20 protein-coding genes are annotated in these 22,842 nt (G+C 69.9%); 11 read left to right on the forward strand and 9 right to left on the reverse strand.

Going from position 1 to position 22,842, the window contains the following annotated elements:
* Positions 1 to 41: 41 nt before the first annotated feature.
* Genes ABD235_RS01165 through ABD235_RS01175 form a run of 3 tightly spaced genes read left to right on the forward strand, consistent with a single transcriptional unit; the run spans position 42 to position 3,048 of the window.
* Complete coding sequence (locus ABD235_RS01165; protein ID WP_344167901.1) at positions 42 to 2,150, forward strand: transglycosylase domain-containing protein; 2,109 nt, start codon at positions 42 to 44, stop codon at positions 2,148 to 2,150.
* 38 nt (positions 2,151 to 2,188) lie between these two features.
* Positions 2,189 to 2,569 (forward strand): hypothetical protein, encoded by a 381-nt coding sequence (locus ABD235_RS01170; RefSeq protein ID WP_344167904.1) that lies wholly within the window; start codon positions 2,189 to 2,191, stop codon positions 2,567 to 2,569.
* Positions 2,566 to 3,048: a MarR family winged helix-turn-helix transcriptional regulator gene (locus ABD235_RS01175; RefSeq protein WP_344167907.1), complete on the forward strand. Its 483-nt coding sequence runs from the start codon at positions 2,566 to 2,568 to the stop codon at positions 3,046 to 3,048. The genes ABD235_RS01170 and ABD235_RS01175 overlap by 4 nt, the downstream gene beginning before the upstream one ends.
* On the opposite strand, the gene ABD235_RS01180 is transcribed toward ABD235_RS01175, so the two are convergent.
* Entirely contained in the window at positions 3,007 to 5,016 is a 2,010-nt protein-coding gene (locus ABD235_RS01180; RefSeq protein ID WP_344167910.1) for an MDR family MFS transporter, read from the reverse strand. The two genes, ABD235_RS01175 and ABD235_RS01180, sit on opposite strands and share 42 nt — an antisense overlap.
* A gap of 83 nt (positions 5,017 to 5,099) precedes the next feature.
* Between ABD235_RS01180 and hemW the strand changes: the two genes are divergently transcribed.
* Together hemW and ABD235_RS01190 are read left to right on the forward strand one after the other, a co-directional pair.
* The gene (gene hemW, locus ABD235_RS01185) at positions 5,100 to 6,302 is read left to right on the forward strand and encodes a radical SAM family heme chaperone HemW (protein ID WP_344167913.1); all 1,203 of its coding nucleotides are present in this window, start codon (positions 5,100 to 5,102) and stop codon (positions 6,300 to 6,302) included.
* Between the two features lie 238 nt (positions 6,303 to 6,540).
* A complete protein-coding gene (locus tag ABD235_RS01190) occupies positions 6,541 to 7,872 on the forward strand; it encodes an ABC transporter substrate-binding protein (protein ID WP_344167915.1) in 1,332 nt (443 codons plus the stop codon).
* Positions 7,873 to 7,874: 2 nt separating this feature from the next.
* On the opposite strand, the gene ABD235_RS01195 is transcribed toward ABD235_RS01190, so the two are convergent.
* Positions 7,875 to 9,116 (reverse strand): SulP family inorganic anion transporter, encoded by a 1,242-nt coding sequence (locus tag ABD235_RS01195; RefSeq protein ID WP_344167918.1) that lies wholly within the window; start codon positions 9,114 to 9,116, stop codon positions 7,875 to 7,877.
* 244 nt (positions 9,117 to 9,360) lie between these two features.
* Between ABD235_RS01195 and ABD235_RS01200 the strand changes: the two genes are divergently transcribed.
* On the forward strand, positions 9,361 to 10,380 hold the full coding sequence (locus tag ABD235_RS01200; RefSeq protein WP_344167920.1) for a LacI family DNA-binding transcriptional regulator: 1,020 nt from the start codon (positions 9,361 to 9,363) through the stop codon (positions 10,378 to 10,380).
* Here the strand turns inward: ABD235_RS01200 and ABD235_RS01205 are convergent.
* The gene (locus tag ABD235_RS01205; protein WP_344167923.1) at positions 10,377 to 11,210 is read right to left on the reverse strand and encodes a hypothetical protein; all 834 of its coding nucleotides are present in this window, start codon (positions 11,208 to 11,210) and stop codon (positions 10,377 to 10,379) included. The genes ABD235_RS01200 and ABD235_RS01205 overlap by 4 nt on opposite strands.
* The gene (locus tag ABD235_RS01210) at positions 11,203 to 11,793 is read right to left on the reverse strand and encodes a hypothetical protein (RefSeq protein WP_344167925.1); all 591 of its coding nucleotides are present in this window, start codon (positions 11,791 to 11,793) and stop codon (positions 11,203 to 11,205) included. The genes ABD235_RS01205 and ABD235_RS01210 overlap by 8 nt, the downstream gene beginning before the upstream one ends.
* Positions 11,794 to 11,936: 143 nt before the next feature.
* On the opposite strand from ABD235_RS01210, the gene ABD235_RS01215 reads away from it, so the two are divergent.
* The gene (locus tag ABD235_RS01215; RefSeq protein WP_344167928.1) at positions 11,937 to 14,522 is read left to right on the forward strand and encodes a DUF3376 domain-containing protein; all 2,586 of its coding nucleotides are present in this window, start codon (positions 11,937 to 11,939) and stop codon (positions 14,520 to 14,522) included.
* Here ABD235_RS01215 and ABD235_RS01220 read toward each other — a convergent pair.
* The 5 genes from ABD235_RS01220 to ABD235_RS01240 all read right to left on the reverse strand — a co-directional run bounded on the left by ABD235_RS01220 (position 14,497) and on the right by ABD235_RS01240 (position 18,646).
* Positions 14,497 to 15,321: a DUF3097 domain-containing protein gene (locus tag ABD235_RS01220; RefSeq protein WP_344167931.1), complete on the reverse strand. Its 825-nt coding sequence runs from the start codon at positions 15,319 to 15,321 to the stop codon at positions 14,497 to 14,499. The genes ABD235_RS01215 and ABD235_RS01220 overlap by 26 nt on opposite strands.
* Positions 15,322 to 15,545: 224 nt before the next feature.
* The gene (locus tag ABD235_RS01225; RefSeq protein WP_344167934.1) at positions 15,546 to 15,713 is read right to left on the reverse strand and encodes a hypothetical protein; all 168 of its coding nucleotides are present in this window, start codon (positions 15,711 to 15,713) and stop codon (positions 15,546 to 15,548) included.
* A 71-nt stretch (positions 15,714 to 15,784) separates the two neighbouring features.
* Positions 15,785 to 17,308 carry an NCS1 family nucleobase:cation symporter-1 gene (locus tag ABD235_RS01230; RefSeq protein WP_344167937.1) on the reverse strand — a complete coding sequence of 508 codons (1,524 nt, stop codon included), beginning with the start codon at positions 17,306 to 17,308 and terminating at the stop codon, positions 15,785 to 15,787.
* 79 nt (positions 17,309 to 17,387) lie between these two features.
* Complete coding sequence (locus ABD235_RS01235) at positions 17,388 to 18,272, reverse strand: MBL fold metallo-hydrolase (protein WP_344167940.1); 885 nt, start codon at positions 18,270 to 18,272, stop codon at positions 17,388 to 17,390.
* Positions 18,273 to 18,298: 26 nt separating this feature from the next.
* On the reverse strand, positions 18,299 to 18,646 hold the full coding sequence (locus ABD235_RS01240; RefSeq protein ID WP_344167943.1) for an EF-Tu/IF-2/RF-3 family GTPase: 348 nt from the start codon (positions 18,644 to 18,646) through the stop codon (positions 18,299 to 18,301).
* Between the two features lie 132 nt (positions 18,647 to 18,778).
* Here ABD235_RS01240 and ABD235_RS01245 point away from each other — a divergent pair, with 132 nt between their 5' ends.
* The 4 genes from ABD235_RS01245 (at position 18,779) to dnaJ (ending at position 22,789) form a co-directional block, all read left to right on the forward strand.
* Positions 18,779 to 19,420 carry a ThuA domain-containing protein gene (locus tag ABD235_RS01245; protein WP_344167946.1) on the forward strand — a complete coding sequence of 214 codons (642 nt, stop codon included), beginning with the start codon at positions 18,779 to 18,781 and terminating at the stop codon, positions 19,418 to 19,420.
* Positions 19,405 to 20,508: a Gfo/Idh/MocA family protein gene (locus tag ABD235_RS01250; RefSeq protein ID WP_344167949.1), complete on the forward strand. Its 1,104-nt coding sequence runs from the start codon at positions 19,405 to 19,407 to the stop codon at positions 20,506 to 20,508. Before ABD235_RS01245 ends, ABD235_RS01250 begins: the two co-directional genes overlap by 16 nt.
* A gap of 84 nt (positions 20,509 to 20,592) precedes the next feature.
* The gene (gene hrcA, locus ABD235_RS01255; protein WP_344167952.1) at positions 20,593 to 21,612 is read left to right on the forward strand and encodes a heat-inducible transcriptional repressor HrcA; all 1,020 of its coding nucleotides are present in this window, start codon (positions 20,593 to 20,595) and stop codon (positions 21,610 to 21,612) included.
* A gap of 34 nt (positions 21,613 to 21,646) precedes the next feature.
* A complete protein-coding gene (dnaJ, locus tag ABD235_RS01260) occupies positions 21,647 to 22,789 on the forward strand; it encodes a molecular chaperone DnaJ (protein WP_344167955.1) in 1,143 nt (380 codons plus the stop codon).
* The last annotated feature ends 53 nt before the right edge of the window (positions 22,790 to 22,842 follow it).

Here is a 22,842-nt window from a genome sequence, read left to right on the forward strand (position 1 = left end):
TGGACGCAACCGGCAGGGGCGGTCGCAACTTCGTTCGGTCGTTGAACAAGTTCATCGGCGTGAGCGTGCTGTCGGGTGCGCTCGCGGCCGGGCTGGTGATTCCGTTGACCGGGCTCGTCGACTTCGGGACGCGGAAGATGTCGGAGACGGTCGAGGCCTTGCCGCAGGAGCTGGAGACCGAGCCGTTGCAGGTCCGGAGCCGGATCTTCGCCGCGGACGGGAGCCTGATCGCGACGCTGTTCGAGCAGAACCGGGTCCCGGTGCCGCTCAACCAGGTCAGCTCGGTGATGCGCCAGGCGATCGTGGCGATCGAGGACTCGCGGTTCTACAGCCACGGCGCGCTGGACGCCAAGGGCACGCTGCGAGCGTTGGTCCGCAATCAGACCGAGGGCTCGGTGCAGCAGGGCGGCTCGAGCATCACCCAGCAGTACGTGAAGCTGAGCCTGATCGCGAAGGCGAAGACCGCCGAGGAGCGCGCGGACGCGACCGCGGTCACGTACCAGCGCAAGCTGACCGAGCTGCGGTACGCGATCGCGCTGGAGAAGGAGGTCTCCAAGGACCAGATCCTGGAGCGATACCTGAACCTGGCGAACTTCGGCGACGGCGCGTACGGCGTACAGGCGGCCGCCCAGCACTACTTCAGGACGTCGGCCGCCAAGCTGACCCTGCCGCAGGCCGCGCTGCTGGCCGGCCTGGTGAAGAACCCGACCGGCTACGACCCGACGAACGACCTGAAGCGGGCGCGCGACCGTCGCGACGTCGTGCTGCGCCGGATGCACGAGCTCGGCCTGATCACGGACCAGCAGCTGAACAGCACGCTCAAGACCCCGGTGGTCGACCTGGCCAAGATCCAGAAGGTGCCGAACGGCTGCGCCGGGTCGCGCTACCCGTTCTACTGCGAGTACGTCGTGTCGAAGCTGCTGCAGAACCCGGCGCTCGGCCCGAACCCGAAGGCGCGGGACCGCTACCTGAAGACCGGCGGGCTGTCGGTGGTGACGTCGCTGGATCCCAGGATCCAGGCGGCCGCGCAGGCGTCGATCAACGAGCACACCAAGCCGCGGGACACCGCGGTCGCCGCGATCACCGTGGTCGAGCCCGGGACGGGCGTGGTGAAGGCGATGGCGCAGAGCAAGCCGTACGGCAACGGGAAGTACCAGACGGCGTACAACTACAACGTCGAGAAGTCGTATCCCGGCGGGTACGGCGGGTTCCAGAACGGGTCGACGATGAAGGCGTTCACGATCGCCGCGGCGATCTCGAAGGGCCTCCCGCTGAACTACCGGATCAACTCGCCGCAGCAGATCGACCTGAGTGGCAAGCGGTTCCAGACCTGCACGGGGTTCACCAGGGATCCGGACTACAAGCCGCAGAACTCGACCAAGAGCGGCGACCTGACCATGATCGAGGCGGCCAGGTACTCGACGAACACGTACTTCCTCCAGCTGTCGCAGCGGACCGGGCTCTGTGCGCCGGCGACCATCGCGGCGAAGCTGGGCATGTACAACGCCCAGAGCCTCGGCCCGCTCGACCAGGTCGTCTCCTTCACCCTCGGCGTCGGCTACACGACGCCGCTGATGCTGTCGAACGCGTACGCGACGTTCGCAGCGCGCGGCAAGTACTGCACGCCCGTGCTGATCACCGCGATCAAGGACGACGCCGGCAAGCCGATCAGTACGCCGGGCCCGTCCTGCCGGCAAGCGCTCCCGCCGCAGGTCGCCGACGGCGTGAACCGCGTCCTCAGCGCCGTGATGGAGCCGGGCGGCACCGGCGGCCGGCTCAACTTCGGCAACTGGGACCTGGCTGGCAAGACCGGCACCATCCAGGACAACCGCGCGGTCTGGTACGCCGGTTACGCCCCGAACCTCGCCGCCGCCTCGGTCGTCGCCGACGCGAACCTCCCGTACACGAACCTCATGTACGGCCACACCCTCGACGGCCGCGACATCCGCGACCCCACCGGCTCCGGCACCGCCGGGCCGCTGTGGAAGACCACCATGGAGAAGGCGCTGCCCGGCCTGCCCCTGCGCCGCTTCACACCCCCGCCCGCCAAGATGGTCGGCACCGACCCGAAGAAGCCCGGCGACGAGCAGAAGAAACCGACCGACGACGACAACCGAGGCCGAGGCCGAGGCAACGAGCGAACCCGCTGACCTTGCCTCAATCTATGCGAATCGCATACATTCTCCGGATGCAGCACCACCTCGAAACCGCGATCAACCGCTGGCACGACGCGGTGAACACCGGCGACGCCGCCGCAACCGCCCAAGCGGTCACCGATCCGGTCGTCGTCCTCGGCCCCAAAGGCGCCGGACCGATCAGCCCGGAGGAGTTCGCCGACTGGGTCACGCGCTCCGGCATCAAGCTCACCGCGCGCTCCTGGCATCCGGTCAGCGAGCGGCTGATGGTCGTCGAGCAGGACGCGAGCTGGCCCGGGAACGAGAAGCCGACGCGCGTCGCGACGGTCTTTCGGGTGACCGGCGACCAGGTCTCGGCCTCGCTCAGGCTGCCGGATCTTCCCAAGGCGTTGGACCTGGCGTTCGTCTGCCGCGAGATGGCGGCCACCGAGTGACCGCACAGCCGGAACCAGGCCCAGGGCAGGTGCTCTTCGAGTTCGTGCGGCACTGGTCGCGCCGTACGGCGGGCGAGGCGGCCGAGCAGGGTCGCCTGGTGGTAGTCGTCGAAGCCGTGCACTCGCTCGCCGCGCGGACATCGCCGACCATCAACGCGGTGGCGCACGAGATCGGGATCGATCAGAGCGGCGCGTCCCGGCTGGTCAAGGACGCTGTCGCCGCGGGATACCTGGAGCTGACGTCCTCGCCGAAGGACGCGCGCCGCCGTGAGGTCGCGGTGACAGTCGCCGGTCGCCGGATCCTGCGCGATGCTCACCGCTGGCAGGAGTCCGTCTTCCAGCAGTTGACCGACCACTGGAGCGCCAAGCAGCGCGACGACTTCCTCCGCGCGATGCTCGACCTGGTCGACCGCTCGCACGTCCTCGGCGAAGGAGGGTCAGGCGTCGACCAGAGCCGCGTGCTTGCCGGTGGTGAGTGAGTGGCCCCGGTCGAGCATCTGCTCGGCGATGCGGTCGATGGCGATCGAGAAGTCCTCGGTGGTCTCCCAGTCCTCCAGCCGGGCCAGGAGCCAGCGGCGGTAGGCGCCGACGAAACGCTGGAACATCTCCAGCCCGTACGGCGTGAACCGGTAGTGGCCGAGCACCTCCGACAGATAGCCGTCGGCGACCAGCTGCACGGCGAGGGGCTCGAAGACGCCGGGTGGGACCTTCAGGTCGCCGGTGATCTCGGCGAGCGTGGCCGAGCCGTGTTCGGCGCCGCCGCGGAAGACCCGCATGATCATCCACGCCTGCGCGACGTTCAGCGGGATGCCGGACTCGGCCAGCACCTCGGGAGCGGGGCTGCGCTTGTGGTGCTGGACGATCAGCGCGACCAGCTTCTGCAGCTCCTGCTCGGAGTCGAACGACGACGGCGCCGCGAAGCTCTCGCCGACGCCGGAGTTGCCGCCGGCGCTCATCCGGGCGGTGTCGCGCAACGGCACCTGCTTCAGCAGCAGCGCGACGACGAACCCGAGCACAGCAACCGGTACGGCGGTCAGGAACACGACGTGCAGCGCCTCGGCGTACGCGGCCGTGACCGGCTCCCGAGCGCCAGGAGGCAAAGACCGAACGCCCTCGACCGTCGCCGCCAGTCGCGGATCGACACCTTCAGGGACAGCCCCGGCCAACTTCGACGGCAGCTCGGACGCGTAGATCGAGCCGAAGACGGCGACCCCGAACGAGCTGCCCATCGTCCGCAGGAAGCTCACCCCGGACGTCGCCACCCCGAGATCCTTGTAGTCGACCGTGCTCTGCACGACAACCGTCGGCACCGGCATGCACAGCCCGACGCCGAGCCCGAGCACGACCATGAAACCGGCCGTCGTCCAGTACGGCGTGCTGTTGGTCATCAGCGACAGCAGGTACAGCCCGCCCGCGATCAGCACCGTCCCGATGATCGGGAACGGCCGGTACCGCCCGGTCTTGCTGATCACCTGGCCGACACCGACCGACGCGAGCAGCAGTCCCATCACCAGCGGCAGCATCTGCAGCCCGGAGTCGGTCGCCGAGGCGCCGTGCACGTACTGCAGGTACGTCGGCAGGAAGGTCACCCCGCCCAGCATCGCGAACCCGATGATGAAACTCAGCACCGAGCACACCGTGAACACGCCCGACCGGAACAACCGCATCGGCAGCAACGGCTCGGCCGCGCGTTGCTCGACCAGCACGAACAGCCCGAGCGCGATCAGCGACCCGACGGCCATCAGCAGGATCACCGGTGACGTCCAGTCGTACTCGTTGCCGCCCCAGGTCGTCACCAGCGTCAGCCCGGTCGCGGCCAGCCCGATCAGCAGGATGCCGAGGTAGTCGATCTTCGGCCCGACCGGAGCCTTCACCGAGGGAAGGGTGAACGAGGCAACGACCAGCACGACGATGCCGAGCGGGATGTTGACGTAGAACGCCCAGCGCCAGCTGAGCTGGTCGACGAACAGCCCGCCCAGCAGCGGCCCGGCGACGGTCGAGACGCCGAACACCGAGCCGATGAAGCCCTGGTACTTGCCGCGCTCGCTGAGCGGTACGACGTCAGCGATCACCGCGGTCGACGTCACCAGCAGACCGCCGGCGCCGAGCCCCTGGATCGCCCGGGAGCCGACCAGCCAGAGCATCGAGTCGGCCATGCCGCACAGGGCCGAGCCGGCCAGGAACAGCACCACGCTGATCAGGAACATCCGCTTGCGCCCGTACAGGTCGCCGAACTTGCCGACCAGCGCGGTCATGATCGTCTCGGCCAGCAGGTACGCCGTGACCACCCAGGACAGGTGGTTCGCGTCGCCCAGGTCGCTGGTGATGGTCGGCAGCGCGGTCGCCACGATCGTCTGGTCGAGGGCCGCGAGCAGCATGCCGAGCATGATCGCGACGACGACCGCGTTCCGGGTGCCGCGTCCGACCGGCTGGGGCTCGGTGTCCATGAGCTGAATGTAGCCACTGCGCCACACACAGCGACCACAGAACCGCCGCAAACGAGTTCCAATGAAGTCCGTAGCATGGAGGCGTGCCATCGACACTGCCTGAGGGAGAGGTCGCGCCCCGGGACGGGTCGCTGCCGGACGCCGCCGTCGCCGAGTCCGCCACCAGGCCGTTCGGGTTCTACCTGCACGTCCCGTTCTGCGCCTCGCGCTGCGGCTACTGCGACTTCAACACCTACACCGCCAAGGAGCTCGGTGGCGGTGCCTCGCAGGCGTCGTACGCCGAGACCGCGGTGCAGGAGGTCCGGCTCGCGCGCCGGGTGCTGCCGCACGACAAGCCCGTCGACACGGTCTTCTTCGGCGGCGGTACGCCGACCCTGCTGCCGGCCAAGGATCTCGGCGCGATGCTGAAGGCCGTCCGGGACGAGTTCGGGCTGGCGCCCGACGCCGAGGTGACCACCGAGGCCAACCCCGAGTCCGTCGACCAGCGCTACCTGGAGGAACTGCTCGAGGCCGGGTTCACCCGGGTCAGCTTCGGCATGCAGAGCGCGTCCTCGCACGTGCTGAAGATCCTCGACCGCCAGCACACGCCGGGCCGTGCCCTGGACGCCGTGAAAGAGGCGGCCGCCGCGGGGTTCCGGCACGTCAACCTCGACCTCATCTACGGTACGCCGGGCGAGACCTTCGACGACTGGCGCGCCTCGCTGGAGTCGGCGCTGTCCGCGGAGCCGGACCACGTCAGCGCGTACGCCCTGATCGTGGAGGACGGCACCCAGCTCGCCCGCCGGGTCCGCCGCGGCGAGCTGCCGATGCCGGACGACGACGACCTGGCCGACAAGTACGTGCTCGCCGACGACCTGCTCACCGCGGCCGGACTCAACTGGTACGAGGTGTCGAACTGGGCCAAGGCCGACGACGCGCGCTGCCGGCACAATGAGCTCTACTGGCGCGGCGACACCTGGTGGGGGATCGGCCCGGGCGCGCACAGCCACGTCGGCGGGGTCCGTTGGTGGAACGTCAAGCACCCGAGCGCGTACGCCGAACGGATCGCGGCCGGCGAGAGCCCGGCGTACGCGCGGGAGCTCCTCGACGAGGAGACCCGCCGGGTCGAACGAGTACTGCTCGAGATCCGGCTCCGGGCCGGTCTTCCGGTCGGCGTACTGGACGCCGACGGGCGCGCCGCGCTGCCGGGTCTGGACGGATTGGTCGAGGTCGACGACGATCGTCTGGTGCTCACGCGCCGTGGTCGGCTGCTGGCCGACGCGGTGGTCCGGGACCTCCTGCCCTGAGGTCGTTTCCTGACCGCAAAAGTCAGGACATGTCATCAAACTCCCAGGTAACCGAGCACACGGTCATCGGCGTGGTGCTGACGGTGATCAAATCGTCAAGTATGTACTGACCAAGGTGCATCGGTATCTCAGCGTGACGGTGTGGTCCTTGACACACCCCGTGGGAACGCTCGAAACTCAGGTCACTTTCCGAAAGGGGAGCGCTCTCAACCCGTCCGAATCACAGGGAGCAACTCACATGCGGCCCAAGGCCCGCCTCCGCCCCCGCAGTACTGCCGCCGTGCTCGCCTGCAGCCTCATTCTGCTGGTCGGCGCCTGCGGTGGAAACGACGACCAGCCCGGTGCCGCGACCCGCGACAGTGCCGACGGCCCGCGGGTCGAGCTGACCATCGCGACGTTCAACGAGTTCGGCTACAGCGACCTGTACCGCGAGTACGAGGCCGCGCACCCGAACATCAAGATCACCGAGCGCCGCGCCCAGACCGTCGACGAGCACATCAAGAACCTGGAGACCAACCTGGCCTCGGGCTCGGGGATGGCCGACATCGAGGCGATGGAAGTCAGCTGGATCTACAAGTACCTGGCCAAGGCGGACAAGTTCGTCGACCTGCGCGACTACGGCGCCGGCGACCTGTCGAAGCGCTGGCTGGACTGGAAGGTCGCCGGTGCCACCGCTCCGGGCGGCAAGATCATCGGCTACGGCACCGACATCGGGCCCGAGGCGATCTGTTACCGGCGCGACCTGTTCGCCCGGGCCGGGCTGCCGACCGACCGCGCCGAGGTGGCCAAGCTGTTCCCCGACTGGGCGTCGTACTTCTCCTACGGGCGCCGGTACAAGGCGAAGATGCCGGACTCGGCCTGGTACGACTCGGCGGCGCTGACCTGGGACGCGATGCGCAACCAGCTGATCGAGGCCTACTACTCCAACCAGGACCGCTACCTCGGCGAGGACAACGAGCTGCTCCGCAAGACGTGGAACCAGATCGTCGCGGGCAGCGAGGACGGGCTGTCGGCCCAGCTGCCGACCTGGAGCGACGCGTGGACCAAGGCCTTCCGGACCGACGCGTTCGCGACGATGGCCTGCCCAGGGTGGTTGCTCGGGGTGATCCAGGACAACGCGGGAACGTTCGGCAAGGGCAAGTGGGACGTCGCGGACGTGTTCCCCGGTGGCGGTGGGAACTGGGGCGGTTCGTACCTGACCGTGCCGACCCAGTCGGCGCAGCCGGCCGAGGCCGCGAAGCTGGCCGCCTGGCTGACCGCGCCGGAGCAGCAGGTCAAGGTGTTCAAGAAGGTCGGGTCGTTCCCGTCGACGGTCGACGCCTACGAGTCCGAGCAGGTGAAGTCGCAGGTCAACGCGTACTTCAACAACGCGCCGGTCGGGCAGATCTTCATCAACCGGGCCAACAACGTGATCCTCAAGCAGCACAAGGGTCCGCGCGACGGGGAGATCAACCAGGTCTTCTCCAAGGCGCTGGAGCGCGTCGACCAGGGCAAGCAGAACCCGTCCGCGGCGTGGAAGCAGGCCCTGCGCGACGCCGAGAAGGCCGCCAACACCCGCGTCGGCAACTGAGGTCAGGGCAGCGGAGCGGCGGTCACCTCGTCCGCGCCCGTCCTCCGCGGCCGGACCCATTTGTTGCTTGAGGCAAACACCAGGACGCCGGCCAGGACGCCGATCGCCAGGTTGTGAGTGGCGACGACGACGACCACCGTCACCAGCATCGCCGCCGTCTCCCGGTACGGCGTCCGGCGCAGCGTCCGTGGCCGGATGCTGTGCCAGTCGAACGTGCCGACCGACACCATCACCATCACCGCGACCAGCGCGGCCATCGGGATCAGCCCGACCAGGTCGCCGAGACCGACCAGCAGCACCAGCAGGAACGCGCCCGCGAGGAACGTCGAGATCCGGGTCCGGGCGCCGCCGCCCTTCACGTTGATCATCGTCTGCCCGATCATCGCGCAGCCGCCCATCCCGCCGAACAGCCCGGTGATCACGTTCGCGACGCCCTGACCCCATGCCTCGCGGGTCTTCACCGACCCGGTGCCGGTGACGTCGTCGACCAGCTTCGCGGTCATCAGCGACTCCAGCAGCCCGACCAGCGCCATCCCGAGCGCGTACGGCGCGACGATCCGCAGCGTCTCCAGCGAGAACGGCACGTCCGGCCAGAACAGCGACGGCAGGCTGTCGGGCAGCTCGCCCTCGTCGCCGACCGTCGGTACGCCGGAGTGCGCGACCAGCACGATCGCGGTCACCACCAGGATCGCCACCAGCGGCGCAGGCACCGCCGTCGTCAGCCGCGGCAGGAACACCATCACGACGATGCCGATCGCGACCAGCGGGTAGACCAGCCACGGTACGCCGACCAGGTGCGGCAGTTGGGCCAGGAAGATCAGGATCGCCAGCGAGTTCACGAACCCGACCATCACCGTCCGCGGGATGAACCGCATCAGCCGCGCGACGCCGAGCAGCCCGAGCACCACCTGCAGCACGCCGGCCAGCAGCACCGTCGCGATCAGGTAGTCGAAACCGTGGTCGCGCATCACCGGAGCGATCACCAGCGCGACCGCTCCGGTTGCCGCCGAGATCATCGCCGGCCGGCCGCCGAGGAACGCGATCGAGATCGCCATCGTCACCGACGCGAAGAGCCCGACCCGCGGGTCGACACCGGCGATGATCGAGAAGCTGATCGCCTCCGGGATCAGTGCCAGGGCGACGACCAAGCCGGACAGCGCCTCGGTCTTCAGCAGCCGGGGCGAGCGCAGAGCGCCCAGTACGGACGTGACGGGCAGGGCTGACTCGGACGTCAGCGAAGTCATCGGGGTCTCCTGGAGCGCGGGCGCCGCCGCTCGCCCGGGGACGGCGCGCGGCGTTGCGCGCGGTCGGTGGGCCGAGGGGGAAGCCGGATCGGTGGCGGGCGGATCGCCGCCGTACCGAAGGGCGACTCTACCCGAGGCGGAAATCGATGCCCGAGCCGGGAAACGGCCGGGGCGCGGATATACCCGGCCCGGTGGCCCGAAAGGCATTACCGTGTGAAGGTCAGATCGCGTCAAGGAGGTCCCAGTGGCATTCGATCCTCAGGCCGGTGGGACTCCGACGTTGGAGCAGGTCGCCGCCCTGGCCGGCGTGTCCCGCGCCACCGTGTCCCGGGTCGTCAACGGTTCGCCGAAGGTGCTGCCCGACACGGTCGCCGCCGTCGAGCGGGCGATCGGCCAGCTGGGCTACGTCCCGAACCGGGCGGCCCGCGCGCTGGTCACCCGGCGTACGGACTCGGTCGCGCTGGTGATGCCCGAGCCCGACAGCCGGGTGTTCTCCGACCCGTTCTTCGCCGGCATCCTGCGCGGCGTGAGCCGGACCCTGGCGCCGACCTCCTCGCAGCTGGTGCTGCTGATCGAGCCGTCCGAGGGTGACGACCAGCGCCTGCTGCGGTACCTGCGCGGCGGGCACGTCGACGGCGCGATCATCGTCAGCCACCACGGCCGCGACAACGTGCTGCAGGAGCTGGCCCAGCTGCCGCTGCCGATCGTGTTCAGCGCGCGCCCGCTCGGCGTCGAGGTGCCGGTCGCCAGCGTCGACGTCGACAACGTGGCCGGAGCGCGTACGGCGGTCGAGTACCTGCTCTCCAAGGGCCGCAAGAAGATCGGCATCATCGCCGGCCCGCTCGACATGACCGCGGGCCTGGACCGCCTGACCGGGTACCAGCAGGTCGCCGCCGAGGCGGGCTTCGCCGAGGCCGTGGTGATCGGTGACTTCACCGCCGAAGGCGGCGAGCAGGCGACGGTCCAGCTGCTCGACGAGCACCCGGAACTGGACGGCATCTTCGTGGCCAACGACCTGATGGCGACCGCGACGCTGCGGGTGCTGTCGCAGCGCGGGCGCCGCGTGCCCGACGACGTCTCGGTGGTCGGCTTCGACGACTCGGTGGTCGCGACGACGACCACGCCTCAGCTCACCACGGTTCGCCAGCCGGTCGAGAAGCTGGGTTCGCGCCTGGCCGAGCTCCTGCTCGCCAAGATCGGCGGCGCCGACCTGACCAGCCCGGAGATCTACGGCACCGAACTCGTGGTCCGCGGCTCGGCCTAGGGCGGATCGTTCTGGAACTGGAACTGCACGCGGATGGACGAGTCCAGCGACACGACCAGCGTCGTGTTCGACGCGTTCCACTGGTTCGGGACGAGGAACAGACGGTTGTCGCCGACAACGAGCAGCCGCAGGCCGCGGTAGCGGTAGTTGAAGGTCTGGCCGGTGCTCGGTCGCAGCGCCGTCTCCTCCAGGCCCGGCGAGCGAAGCTGCAGGCGTTCCTTGGTGTCGAGGATGACGGACGGGAACTGGCCGAGGTTCTCCGCGTCCGACTTGGCCAGCCCGCGGCCGGAGTACTGCGCGGTGGTCGCGGTCGCCCAGAACGCGCAGGTCGTGGTGACGACGCCGAGCAGCACGATCAGTACGACGGGCGGACGGCGCTTCGCGAGCCGGGCGGCGACGTACGAGAGGTAGCCGAGCGCGGCCGCGGCGAGGCCGATCACCACGGGGACGACGAGCGCGTAGTACGCGACGTGGCCGATCAGCGGGTAGAGGAACAGACCGACGACGCCCAGCATGAGCAGTACGGCGGCGGCCGCGGCTGTACGTCGTACGGCGAGCTCGGTGGGGTGGACCGCGTTGTGCAGCAGCAGTCCCGCGACGGCGACCAGGGTGAGGACGAGCAGGGGGACCAGCAGCGGCTGCGGGCTGCGCATCACGTAGTCCTGCGTGCTGAGGCCGATCGTGTCGACGTCGATGCCGAAGTACTCGTACTGCGAGCGCGCGGAGACGTAGCCGAAGTAGAACAGCAGCGCGCTGATCAGCGTGACCGGCGCGACGATGCCGGCGGCGAAGCTCACCCAGCGCTCGAGCTGGGCGCGCTCCTCAGCCATCCGTGGCTTCGACGGAGATCGTCAGCCCACCCGCTTGCAGGTACTCGTTCTTGACCTTGGTGCAGACGTCCGCCGACTCGCACGTCACGTCGGCGTAGACGTTCAGCACCGTCTGGCCCCGGCCGACCCTGGCCAGCGCGAGGTAGCAACTGTCCGCGCCACCCCCGAACCGGGTCCCCTCGACGCAGGGCGGTCCGTCGGGACAGGTGCCGTCACCGAACTTCACGACCGAGGTGTCGGTGAGCTCGTACTTCACCGCGAGGATCTCCACGCCGGCGGGCAGTTCACCCGATCCCCACGCGGGCGAGAAGCACGCCTTGCCCTCGTCGTCGAACTCGACCTGACCACCGACCGGCAGCTTCGCGTTCTTGATCGCGGGCTTGTTCTGCTCGGTCTGCGGCTTCTCGGGCTCGGTCGGTTCGACCGACGGCTCGTCGGTGCTCTCGGTCTCCACCGGGGCCGACGTCGTGGTCGTGGTCGTGTCGCCGGCGGGGTCTTCACCGCCGGCTTCGTCCTTGCTCGCCGAACACCCCGCCAGGCAGACGACGAGCAGGATCATCGATGCCTTCCCCCACTGGGACATCAGCACCACCCCCCACTGCCCAGAGTGATCCGGGTAGGGCGGGTCGGCAACAGTTCGGGCCCGGATTGTTCACTCTCCGCTGCCGAACTCTGTATCTGTAGTTCCCCGCGTGGTATTCCTGCTAGTGGACGAGGGGGGAGACCATGTCCGACCACGAGATCCGGATCGCGCTGGTGCTCAACGGAGGCGTCAGCCTGGCGGTCTGGATGGGCGGCGTCACGCACGAGCTCGACCTGATCCGCCGGGCCTCGGCGGGTGGCGACGCGCCGCCGTCGCAGCCGTACGACGAACTGCTGGCGCAACGCTGGCGCGACCTGTGCCGGCGCGGCGGCGAGCAGCGCAAGGTCGTCGTCGACGTGATCGCCGGCACCAGCGCCGGCGGCCTGAACGGGTCGTTGCTCGCGACAGCGGTCTCGCACGGGTCGACGCTCGATCCCGGCGACGACCAGGGGCCGTGGCTGCGGCAGAAGTGGGTCGGCCTGGGATCGCTCGAGGTCGGCAAGCTCGTCCCCGCGGTCGGCAAGCCGTCGACCTCGGTGCTCGACGGCGACTACTTCCTGACCGAGCTCAAGGAGTTGCTCCGGGGCGTCGCCGGCGGCGGGCAGTCCGCGGCGGCCGAGCCGGTGACCTTGTTCGTGACGGCCTCCGGGCTCGGGGTGCAGCAGTTCGAGGCGAAGGACGCGGCGGGGCAGCGGTTCGTCGTACCGGACCATCGGTACCTGTTCTGCTTCACCAGCGAGCAGCGGGCCCTGTACGACGGCGCGACGCGGTCGTTCTCGGTGGATCCGGTGAACGGGCTGCAGAACACCAAGCTGCTGGCCCGCGCCGCGCGGGCGTCGGCGTCGTTCCCGGTCGCCTTCGGGCCGGTGCTGGAGACGCCGAACATGGCGACCGCCCCGCCGCGGATGCAGCCCGGCGCGCACACCGGGTCCGGCGCCTGGCTGGTGGACGGCGGGGTGCTCGACAACGCGCCGTTCGGGCCGGTGCTCGACGTCGTCGCCCGGCGGCCGGTGACCGGGAAGGCGACCCGGTACGTCCTGTACGTCGTACCGTCGGCCGGGATCGGGCTGGCCGAGACACGGTTGCCTGAGGCAACCGAACCGGGCTGGCAGGTGGCCGCGCTGTCCGCGGTCCAGTTCCCGCGGGAGGTGGACTTCCGGTCCGACGTCGAGCAGCTCGAACGGTTGCTGCTCGAGGCGGACGCGTCCTGGTCCGACACCCAGCGGTTGTACGACCGGTGCGTGCACCACCCGGAGAGCCGGGACGCGTTGCACCAGGCGGCGACGCTGCTGCAGCCGACGTACTCGCGAGGGCGGGCGGCCGGTGGGGTGTGGGAGGCCGTGACCGTGGCCTCGCCGGACCGGTCGACGGTGCTCGACGCGACGTCGGCGTTGTCGGAGCCGGAGATCGACGAGATCCTCGGGACCGACCATCCGTGGGTGCCTGATCCGGACGGATCGACGGCCTTGCTGCGCGAGGGCGCGGACGGGAACCCCTGCTGGCCTTGGGGAACGGGCGCGGCCGAGCGCGTCGTACGGCTGGTCCTGCGGTCGCTGCGGACCCAGATCGACAGCGCGGCACCGGCTGATCGCGACGTCCTGGAGAAGTGGCTCAAGGCATCGAGTGACGCGTTGCTGAAGGTGCAGGCCGTGCGGGACGCGTTGGCGACCGAGCTCGCGGCGGCGGATCTCGACCTGCAGCCGGCCGGGGGAGCCGAGGCGGTCGCGGTCGGGCTGACCGACATCTTCGAGACGCTGCAGATCCAGCGCGCGCTCGGCGACGAGTTCGCGACGCTGGTCGCGGTGGTCGGGCCGGTGATGGTGGAGACCGCGCTGGAGGTCGAGATCGTGTCGCGCTGCACGTCGTCGCGGACGCCGCAGCAGCGCAGTGCGCCGTTCCAGTTCCTGCGGCTCGGGCCGGACATCCCGCTGACGCTGCTCGACGAGCTGCCCGAGGGATCGATCGCGAACGACCTGAAGGACAGGATCCTGTACGGGACGCAGGTCGGCCACTTCGGCGCGTTCGGCGCGGCCGAGTGGCGGCGGTGGGACTGGCTGATGGGCCGGCTGCACTGCGTCGCGCACCTCGGCGCGATGCTCGGTGCCGAGCCGGACTGGATCCGCGAGACGCAACGGCAGGTGCTGGCGTCGGAGGAGTGGACGGTCGACGAGCTGGCGCTGCAGGTGCGGAAGCTGGCCGAGGACTTCCCGGTCACCGCCGGGCTCGGCGCGTTGACGACGATGCGCGACGAGCTGAACGGGTCGAAGGCCGGCCGGGCGACCACGCGCGGGCTGGCCGATCGGCTGGTCGACGTGTCGGGTGGGCTGGATCCGCGAGTGGGCGAGTGGATGAAGGCGTCGGCAGCGCGGAAGAACGAGCCGCGGTCGTGGCTGCTGCGGACCGTGCGGTGGTTCACCAGGCCGGCCCGGGAGACGTTGTGGGGTCGGCTGGTCCGGTCGCCGGACCTTGGTTCGGTACGGCGACCGCTGGTGTTCGAGCCGTGGCTGCCGGTGGCGGCGGCTGGCGTCGCCGTACTGCTGCTGGTTGTTGCTGGGGTGGTGAGTGCTGGCGGCGTACGGATCGTCGCCGCGCTACTGGCCGGGGTGGTGCTCGCGCTGGCGGCGGTGCTGTTCGTGGTGTCCTTCTACGTCCGCCGGGCGCGGCAGCAGATCCGGCGGTGGATCGAGAAGCGTCTTCCCGAGATCAGTCCATCGTCACGAAATCGATGAGCTCCTCGACCCGGCCGAGCAGCGCGGGGTCGAGGTCGGCGAAGCTCTTCACCTTGGACAGGATGTGCTTCCAGGCGGCGGCGACGTCGGCCTGGTCGGTGGCGGGCCATCCGAAGGTCTTCAGCACGCCCTTCTTCCAGTCCTCGCCGTACGGGATCTTCGGCCACTCCGCGATCCCGACCGACGACGGCTTGACCGCTTCCCAGATGTCGATGAACGGGTGCCCGACGACGAGCACGTGCCGGTTGTTCACCTGCGCGGCGATCTTCGACTCCTTCGAGCCCTCGACCAGGTGGTCGACCAGGACGCCGAGCCGCCGGCCCGGGCCGGGCTGGTACCGGTTGACGATCGCGGGCAGGTCGTCGATGCCTTCCAGGTACTCGACGACGACGCCTTCGATCCGCAGGTCGTCACCCCAGACCCGCTCGACCAGCTCGGCGTCGTGCCGCCCTTCGACGTAGATCCGGCTGGCCCGCGCCACCCGCGCCCGGACGCCCTCGACGGCGACGGACCCCGACGCGGTCTTGGTCTTCTTCACCGGCCCGGCCTTCTTCGGCGCGACCAGACTCACCGGCTTCCCGTCCACCCAGAACCCGGGCCCCATCGGGTAGGTCCGGATCTTCCCGTGCCGGTCCTCCAGGTCGACCACGCCGTGCTCCCACCGCACCACCGCCCCCACGAACCCCGACGACGGCTCCTCGACCACCATCCCCTTCTCGAGCGCCACCTCCACGGTCCGCCCGTTCTTCGGCTTCCGCCAGTCCCCGGCCAGCACGTCGTTCCCATACCTGTCAGCCACCCCCAAACCGTATGCCCAGAACGGTCTTCAGCCCGTCAACCACACACCCGAGGTCGCAGGATCCCGGCGGCAGACGCGCGTCCCTCAGCGGTTCCCCCATCGCCTGCCGCCGGGCTGGGGCGCAGGCGGCGAGGTGAGAGACCTGGTAGGCGTGGACGGCGGTGTCGCGGGTGACCAGGGTGAGGTGCTCGCACTGGGCAAACACCTCCGATGTGGTGGTTCGGTCAGGTGATGCCGAAGTCGCGGGCGATGTCGGCGTTGGTCTCCGGGGAGTCCCAGTCGTCGGCGTACAGCGCCCGCTGGTTCAGCGAGCCGCGCCCGTGCTGTGCGACTGGACGCGGGAGCTCGGTCTGCGTCTCGTGCGGGGTGAACTGCGTCGTCGGCTCGGTCACGGTGCCCACCTCATCCGGTCGGTTCAGATGACCAAGAGTGACCGATGCTCCGTGGGTTCAGCAAAGGGGTTCTAGACCGTCGGGGTTGTGTGGGTGGCTTGGGTGGTGCGGTGGGGGAGGGCGATGGTGAGGCCCAGGTAGACGAGCAGGCCGGCGAGCAGGCCGACGACCCAGGAGTAGTCGTAGAGGGGTTTGAGGAGGGGGATCAGGCCATCGACGGGGAACGGGCCGCCGTACGCGCCGCCGACGGCTAGGACGGACCCGATGACGGTTGCTAAGACGGCTCGCCAGTTCCAGCCGGCCCGGTACCAGTAGCGGCGGTGGGGGAGGTAGAGGTCGGCAAGGAAGAGGTTGGTGCGGTCGATCAGCCAGTAGCCGGCGATCAGGACGCCGGCGACCGACGCGAGCAGGCCGCCGTAGAAGCCGAGCCAGGCGTAGATGTAGATGTTCGGATCGGTGAGCAGGCGCCAAGGCTGGATGAGGACGCCGAGGACACCGGTGAGCAGGCCCGCCGTACGGAAGGTGAGCCAGCGCGGCAGCGCGTTCGCGAAGTCGTACGACGGGCTGACGACGTTCGCGGCGACGTTGCAGGACATCGTGGCCAGGATCGCCATCACCAGGCCGACGGTGACCACGACCGGGTTCTCGAACCGGCGGGTCAGCTCGACCGGGTCCCAGATCGCCGAGCCGTAGACGATCACGGTGCCCGAGGTGGTGACGATCGAGACCAGCGCGATGAACGACATCGTGGTCGGCAGGCCGATGATCTGCCCGATCACCTGCTGGCGCTGCCCGGCGCCGAACCGCGTGAAGTCCGGCATGTTCAGCGACAGTGTGGCCCAGAACGCGATCATGCCCATCAGCGACGGCGCGAAGATCGTCCAGAAGTCGGCGTCCCAGCCGAGCTTCGACGGCTGCGACAGGATCGGGCCGGGCCCGCCGGCCTTGACCAGGATCGCGATCATCAGCGCCAGGAACGCGACCGTGACCAGCGGCGCGGCCCAGTTCTCGAACCGCCGCAGCCCCTCGATCCCGCGCCAGATCAGCCACATCTGCAGCAGCCAGAAGAACGCGAAGCTCAGCCACAGCGTCCACGGATGCCCACCGACGGACGAGGCGTTCTGCCACCCCGACCCGGCCAGCTCACCGACGATCACGTGGATCGCCTGCCCGCCGATCCAGGTCTGGATGCCGAACCACCCGCACGCGACGAAGGCCCGCAGCAGCGCCGGGAAGTTCGCGCCGCGGACGCCGTAGAAGGCCCGCGCGAACACCGGGAACGGGATCCCGTACTTGGTCCCCGCGTGGCTGTTCAGCAGCAGCGGCACCAGCACGATCAGGTTGCCCAGCGTGATGGTGAGGAAGGCCTGCAGCCAGTTCATCCCGAGCGCGACCAGCCCGGACGCGAGCAGGTAGCTGGGGATGTTGTGCGCCATCCCCATCCACAGCGCCGCGTAGTTGTACGTCGTCCAGCGCCGCTCGGCGATGCGGGTCGGCGCGAGCTCCTCGTTGCCGTACCGGCTCTGCGTGACCACGGTCGGGTCGTCGAGCTCGACCCTTCCGTCCGGGTGATCGAGCTGATCCGTGTTGACCATCGGTCCCACCTCATCCCGTCGGGGCGCCTCGCACACAACGTGCGGGATGAGGTGTCAGTGTGTCAACGGATAACCACGATTAGTGCTCAGGCCCGAGCAACGGAAGCGTCGGGCGGCGCGGCGCACCCAGTACGGCGTACCCACGGCGTACGGCGTGCTGGAGGTGCTCGACCGGCCAGGGCCAGTCCTCGGTGTGCTTCAGCGCGTCGTCGAGCGACGTGCCGGCGTGGTGCAGCCCGGAGATCGTGTTCGCGACCGTGCCGAGGTGCCCGGCCTGGTCACGCACGAACTCCGCGTCGACGACCGCGCCGTGTCCTGGGACGACCTTCGACTCGGCAGTGAGCAGCCCGATCACCCGGTCGAGCGTCTCCGGCCACTCCAGCGGGTACGAGTCGTCGTCGTACGACGGCGGTGCGGACTCCTCGACCAGGTCGCCGACGAAGTACACGTCGGCCTCCGGTACGACGACCACGACGTCCCCGTCGGTGTGCGCGTTGCCCAGGTGCAGCAGCTCGACCCGCCGGCCGCCGAGGTCGATCACCTTGGCCACGGAGAAGGTGTTGTCGACGGCAACCAGTTCGGTCGCGGCGACCTCGGCCAGCACCTCGGCGGGGATCTCCGGGTACGCCGGGTCGGTGCCCGGGTGGTCGCGGTAGTGCTCCTGCAGCGCCGGGCCGCGCTCGGCCAAGGCGGTCGCCGCGTTCTCGTGCGCGTAGGTTGCCGCCTCGGTGAAGACGGCGTTCCCGAAGGTGTGGTCGAAGTGCGCGTGCGTGTTGACGACCCACTTCACCGGCAGGTCGGTCAGCTCGCGGATCTCGGCCAGCACCTGCTCGGCCTGCGCGGTCGACGCGCGCGGATCGATCACCAGCGCGCCGTCGTCACCGACCACCAGCCCGACGTTCAGGTCCCACTCGCGATACCGGCGGACCCAGCATCGATCACCCAGCTCGGTCCACTCACTCATGGCCCGACCTTATCCGGCGGCCTCGGCTACGAAGTCAGCACGTCACCCTGCTGCACGTCGGACTTCTCGACGCCCCGCAGCAGCAGCCCGACGTTGTCGCCCGCGACCGCCCGATCGGTGGTCCGCCGGAACATCTCCACTCCGGCCACCACGGTGCGCAGCACCTCGACACCGCCGCGCTGGACGCCGACCTCGTCGTTCTCCCGGACCACCCCGGCCAGCACCCGCCCGGTGACGACCGTGCCGCGGCCGGTGATCGAGAACACGTCCTCGACGCGCAGCTGGAACGGCACGTCGTCCTGCACCCGCGGCGCCGCCACCGGCGGCACGGCGTCCTGCGGCCGCTCGTCGTTCTTCCAGAACTTCCATCCCATGACGCCGACCCTAGAGCAGGCCATTTCCGGCAAACGATATCCACCGGCTGGGAAGGGGGTTGAAGGGGCCGGTGCGGGCGCTTAGGGTCGCCTAGGCACTGGAAAGATCCCATCTCTGAAGGGCAGGGCGGCGTGACGACACGACGGGCACTGGTGGTCCGGGGCGGCTGGGAAGGGCATCTCCCGGTCGAGGCGACCGAGCTGTTCATCCCCTTCCTGCGGGACAACGACTTCGAGGTCACCGTCTCCGACAGCACCTCGAGCTACCTCGATCTGGACGGCACCGACCTGGTGCTGCAGTGCATCAGCATGGGCGAGATCACCGCGGAGGAGACCAAGGGCCTGGAGGCCGCGGTCCGCGCCGGCACCGGCCTGGCCGGCTGGCACGGCGGCATCGTCGACTCCTTCCGCGGCAACGTCGACTACAGCTTCATGACCGGCGGCCAGTTCATCTCGCACCCGGGCGGCTTCGTCGACCACCGGATCGAGGTGGTCGCCGATCACCCGATCGTCGAGGGCATCGAGCACTTCGACCTGCACACCGAGCAGTACTACGTGCACGCCGACCCGAGCAACACCGTCCTGGCGACCACGACCTTCCGGGCCCACCCGGACTACCCGTGGATCGAGGGCGCGACGATGCCCGCGGTCTGGACCCGCACCTGGGGCGACGGCAAGGTCTTCGTCTGTACGCCGGGCCACAGCCTCGCCGACCTGGACACCCCCGAGGTCCGCACGATCATCGAGCGGGGGCTGCTGTGGGCGAGCAAGTGACCCGCGTCGGCATCGTCGGCACCGGCGTCATCAGCGGCACCTACCTGGACCACCTGGCCAAGCTGCCGGGCGTCGAGGTGGCCGCGGTGGCCGACCTGGACGTGTCGCGCGCGCAGACCGTCGCCGACGCGCACCCCGGCGTCCGGGCGTTGTCATCGGACGAATTGATGGCCGACCCCGACGTCGACATCGTGCTCAACCTGACCATCCCGGCCGCGCACGCGCCGGTGCACCGGGCGGCCCTCGAAGCCGGCAAGCACACGTACGGCGAGAAGCCGCTGGCCGTCGACCGCGCCGAGGCCAAGCCGCTGCTCGAGCTCGCCGAGGCCAAGGGCCTGCGGATCGGCTGCGCGCCGGACACCGTGCTCGGCACCGGGACGCAGACCGCGCGCGCCGTGATCGACCGCGGCGACATCGGCGTACCGACGGCGGCCAGTGCGTCGTTCGTCACGCCCGGGCACGAGCTGTGGCACCCGGCGCCGGAGTTCTACTACCAGCCCGGCGGCGGCCCGCTGCTCGACATGGGCCCGTACTACGTGACCAGCCTGATCACGCTGCTCGGCCCGGTCCGCCGGGTGACCGGGCGCGCGGGGCGCTCGCAGGACGAGCGCAAGGTGCACACCGGGCCGCGGGCCGGGCAGGTCTTCCCGGTCGACGTCCCGACGCACGTGACCGGCATCCTCGAGCACGAGTCCGGGGCGCTGACGACGGTGCTGATGTCGTTCGACGTGTGGGCCGCGCGCCTGCCGCGGATCGAGATCTACGGCACCGACGGCAGCCTGTCGGTGCCCGACCCGAACGCGTTCGACGGCACGGTCGAGATCGCGACTGCGGCGCAGCGCGAGTGGACCGAGGTACCGGTGGCCGGCGGGTACGCCGGGGCGGGGCGCGGTGTCGGGGTTGCTGACATGGCGCGCGCGATCCGGACCGGTGGTGCGCATCGTGCGGACGGTGCCCTGGCCTTCCACGTGCTCGACGTCCTGGAGTCGCTGCTCGAAGCGGCCGCCAAGGATCAGCCGGTGGACGTCGCCAGCACGGTCGAGCGGCCGGCCGCAGTACCGTTGGGAGCCTCGCCCGAAACTGCCTGAGGCGCAAACCTCTACTACGGGTCGGTAGACTGGCACTCGAACTGTCTGAGTGCCAGGACCGGATGCTGAGAGAGGGTGGTGCGCGTGCTGGACGAGCGCAAACTGGACGTGCTCCGGGCCATCGTCGAGGACTACGTGGCGACCCACGAGCCGGTCGGGTCCAAGACGCTGGTCGACCGGCACAACCTCGGCGTCTCGCCGGCGACCGTGCGCAACGACATGGCCGCGCTGGAGGAGGAGGGGTACATCACCCAGCCGCACACCAGCGCCGGCCGGATCCCGACCGACGCCGGGTACCGGCTGTTCGTGGACAAGCTGAGCACGGTCAAGACGCTGTCCGCGGCCGAGAAGAAGGCGATCTCGTCGTTCCTCACCGGCGCGGTGGACCTGGACGACGTCGTACGGCGGACCGTCCGGCTGCTGGCGCAGATCACCCGCCAGGTCGCGATCGTGCAGTACCCGACGCTGATCCGCTCCAGCGTGCGGCACGTCGAGGTCGTGACGATGACCCCGCGGCGGCTGCTGCTGGTGCTGATCACCAGCACCGGGCGGGTCGAGCAGCGGATCGTCGAGGCGCAGGCCGACGTCGACGAGCAGCTGGTCGCCGACCTGCGCTCCCGGCTGAACACGGTGCTCACCGGCCAGCGGCTGACCGACGCGACCACCGCGCTGACCGGCGTGGCCGAGACCTTCCCGCCGGCCGACCGGCCGTTCGTGACGGCGATCGTGACGACGCTGCTGGAGGCCTTCACCGACGAGGGCGAGCAGCGGATCGCGGTCGGCGGCGCGGCCAACCTGACCCGGTACGGCGACGACTTCGAGCGCAACGTGAAACCCGTGCTGGAAGCGCTCGAGGAGCACGTGATCCTGCTCAAGCTGCTCGGCGAGGCGACCCACCCGCAGACCCTCACGGTCCGGATCGGGCACGAGAACCCGTACGAGGGGCTGGCCACCACCTCGGTGGTCGCCACCGGCTACGGCCCCAAGTCGGAGGCGCTGGCCACCCTCGGCATCGTCGGCCCGACCCACATGGACTACCCCAGCACGATGGGCGCCGTCCGCGCCGTCGCGCGCTACGTCAGCCAGATCCTGGCCGACTCATGACCAATCAGCGATTTCCCTACCTCTGGTCTGGAGTATGAGCACCGATTACTACGCCGTTCTCGGCGTCAGCCGTGACGCGTCCCAGGACGAGATCAAGAAGGCCTACCGCAAGCTGGCCCGTCAGTACCACCCGGACGTGAACGACTCCGAGGACGCGCACGCCAAGTTCCAGGAGATCGGCCGCGCCTTCCAGGTGCTCAGCGACCCGCAGAAGAAGCAGGTCCACGACCTCGGCGGCGACCCGTTCGCGAGCGCCGGACCGGGTGGGGCGGGCGCGGGCTTCGGCCAGGCGTTCACCTTCACCGACATCATGGACGCCTTCTTCGGCCAGACCGGCGGCGCGACGCGCGGTCCGCGACCACGCACCCGGCGCGGCCAGGACGCGCTGATCCCGCTGCGGATCGACCTGAGCGAGGCCGCGTTCGGTACGACGCGGGAGCTGAAGGTCGACACCGCCGTTGTCTGTCCGACCTGTTCGGGGTCGGGTGCGGCGGCCGGGTCCGAGCCGGTCACCTGCGAGGTGTGCCACGGCCGGGGCGAGGTCACGCACACGCAGCGCTCGTTCCTCGGTGAGGTCCGGACGATGCGCCCGTGCCCGAACTGCCGCGGCTTCGGGACGACCATCCCGAGCCCGTGCGTCGAGTGCTCCGGCGACGGCCGCGTGCGCTCGCGTCGTACGGTCACGGTGAAGATCCCGGGCGGTGTCGACAGCGGCACCCGCGTGCAGCTGTCCGGCCAGGGCGAGGTCGGCCCCGGCGGCGGTCCGGCCGGCGACCTGTACGTCGAGATCGAGGTCGAGCCGCACGACATCTTCAGCCGCAACGGCGACGACCTGCACTGCACGGTCACGCTGCCGATGACCGCTGCCGCGCTGGGCACGACGATCGACCTGCCGACGCTGGAGGGCGAGACGACACCGCTGGAGATCCGGCCCGGCACGCAGTCCGGCACCGCGATGACGCTGACCGCCCGCGGCGTCCCGCGCCTGCGCCACGCCGGCCGCGGCGACCTGATCGTCCAGATCATCGTCGAGACCCCGACGAAGCTCGACGAGCACCAGGCCCAGATCCTCAAGGACCTGGCCGAGGCCCGCGGCGAGGAGCGCCCGCAGGGCCAGGTCCAAGCCACCCACAAGGGCGTCTTCGGCCGCCTCCGCGACGCCTTCGGCGCCCACTGAACCCCCGGCCAACCATGGGCCTCCCGGTATTCCACCTGGCCGACCTCGGCGAG

This window comes from Kribbella lupini (genome assembly GCF_039529595.1).
Lineage (GTDB): Bacteria > Actinomycetota > Actinomycetes > Propionibacteriales > Kribbellaceae > Kribbella > Kribbella lupini.

Excerpts from the sequence above, each read along its gene's own strand:
- ABD235_RS01170 (WP_344167904.1), top strand. The coding sequence starts at position 2,189 with ATGCAGCACCACCTCGAAACCGCGATCAACCGCTGGCACGACGCGGTG.
- ABD235_RS01180 (WP_344167910.1), bottom strand. The coding sequence starts at position 5,016 with ATGGACACCGAGCCCCAGCCGGTCGGACGCGGCACCCGGAACGCGGTC.
- ABD235_RS01190 (WP_344167915.1), top strand. The coding sequence starts at position 6,541 with ATGCGGCCCAAGGCCCGCCTCCGCCCCCGCAGTACTGCCGCCGTGCTC.
- ABD235_RS01195 (WP_344167918.1), bottom strand. The coding sequence starts at position 9,116 with ATGACTTCGCTGACGTCCGAGTCAGCCCTGCCCGTCACGTCCGTACTG.
- ABD235_RS01205 (WP_344167923.1), bottom strand. The coding sequence starts at position 11,210 with ATGGCTGAGGAGCGCGCCCAGCTCGAGCGCTGGGTGAGCTTCGCCGCC.
- ABD235_RS01210 (WP_344167925.1), bottom strand. The coding sequence starts at position 11,793 with ATGTCCCAGTGGGGGAAGGCATCGATGATCCTGCTCGTCGTCTGCCTG.
- ABD235_RS01215 (WP_344167928.1), top strand. The coding sequence starts at position 11,937 with ATGTCCGACCACGAGATCCGGATCGCGCTGGTGCTCAACGGAGGCGTC.
- ABD235_RS01230 (WP_344167937.1), bottom strand. The coding sequence starts at position 17,308 with ATGGTCAACACGGATCAGCTCGATCACCCGGACGGAAGGGTCGAGCTC.
- ABD235_RS01235 (WP_344167940.1), bottom strand. The coding sequence starts at position 18,272 with ATGAGTGAGTGGACCGAGCTGGGTGATCGATGCTGGGTCCGCCGGTAT.
- ABD235_RS01240 (WP_344167943.1), bottom strand. The coding sequence starts at position 18,646 with ATGGGATGGAAGTTCTGGAAGAACGACGAGCGGCCGCAGGACGCCGTG.
- dnaJ (WP_344167955.1), top strand. The coding sequence starts at position 21,647 with ATGAGCACCGATTACTACGCCGTTCTCGGCGTCAGCCGTGACGCGTCC.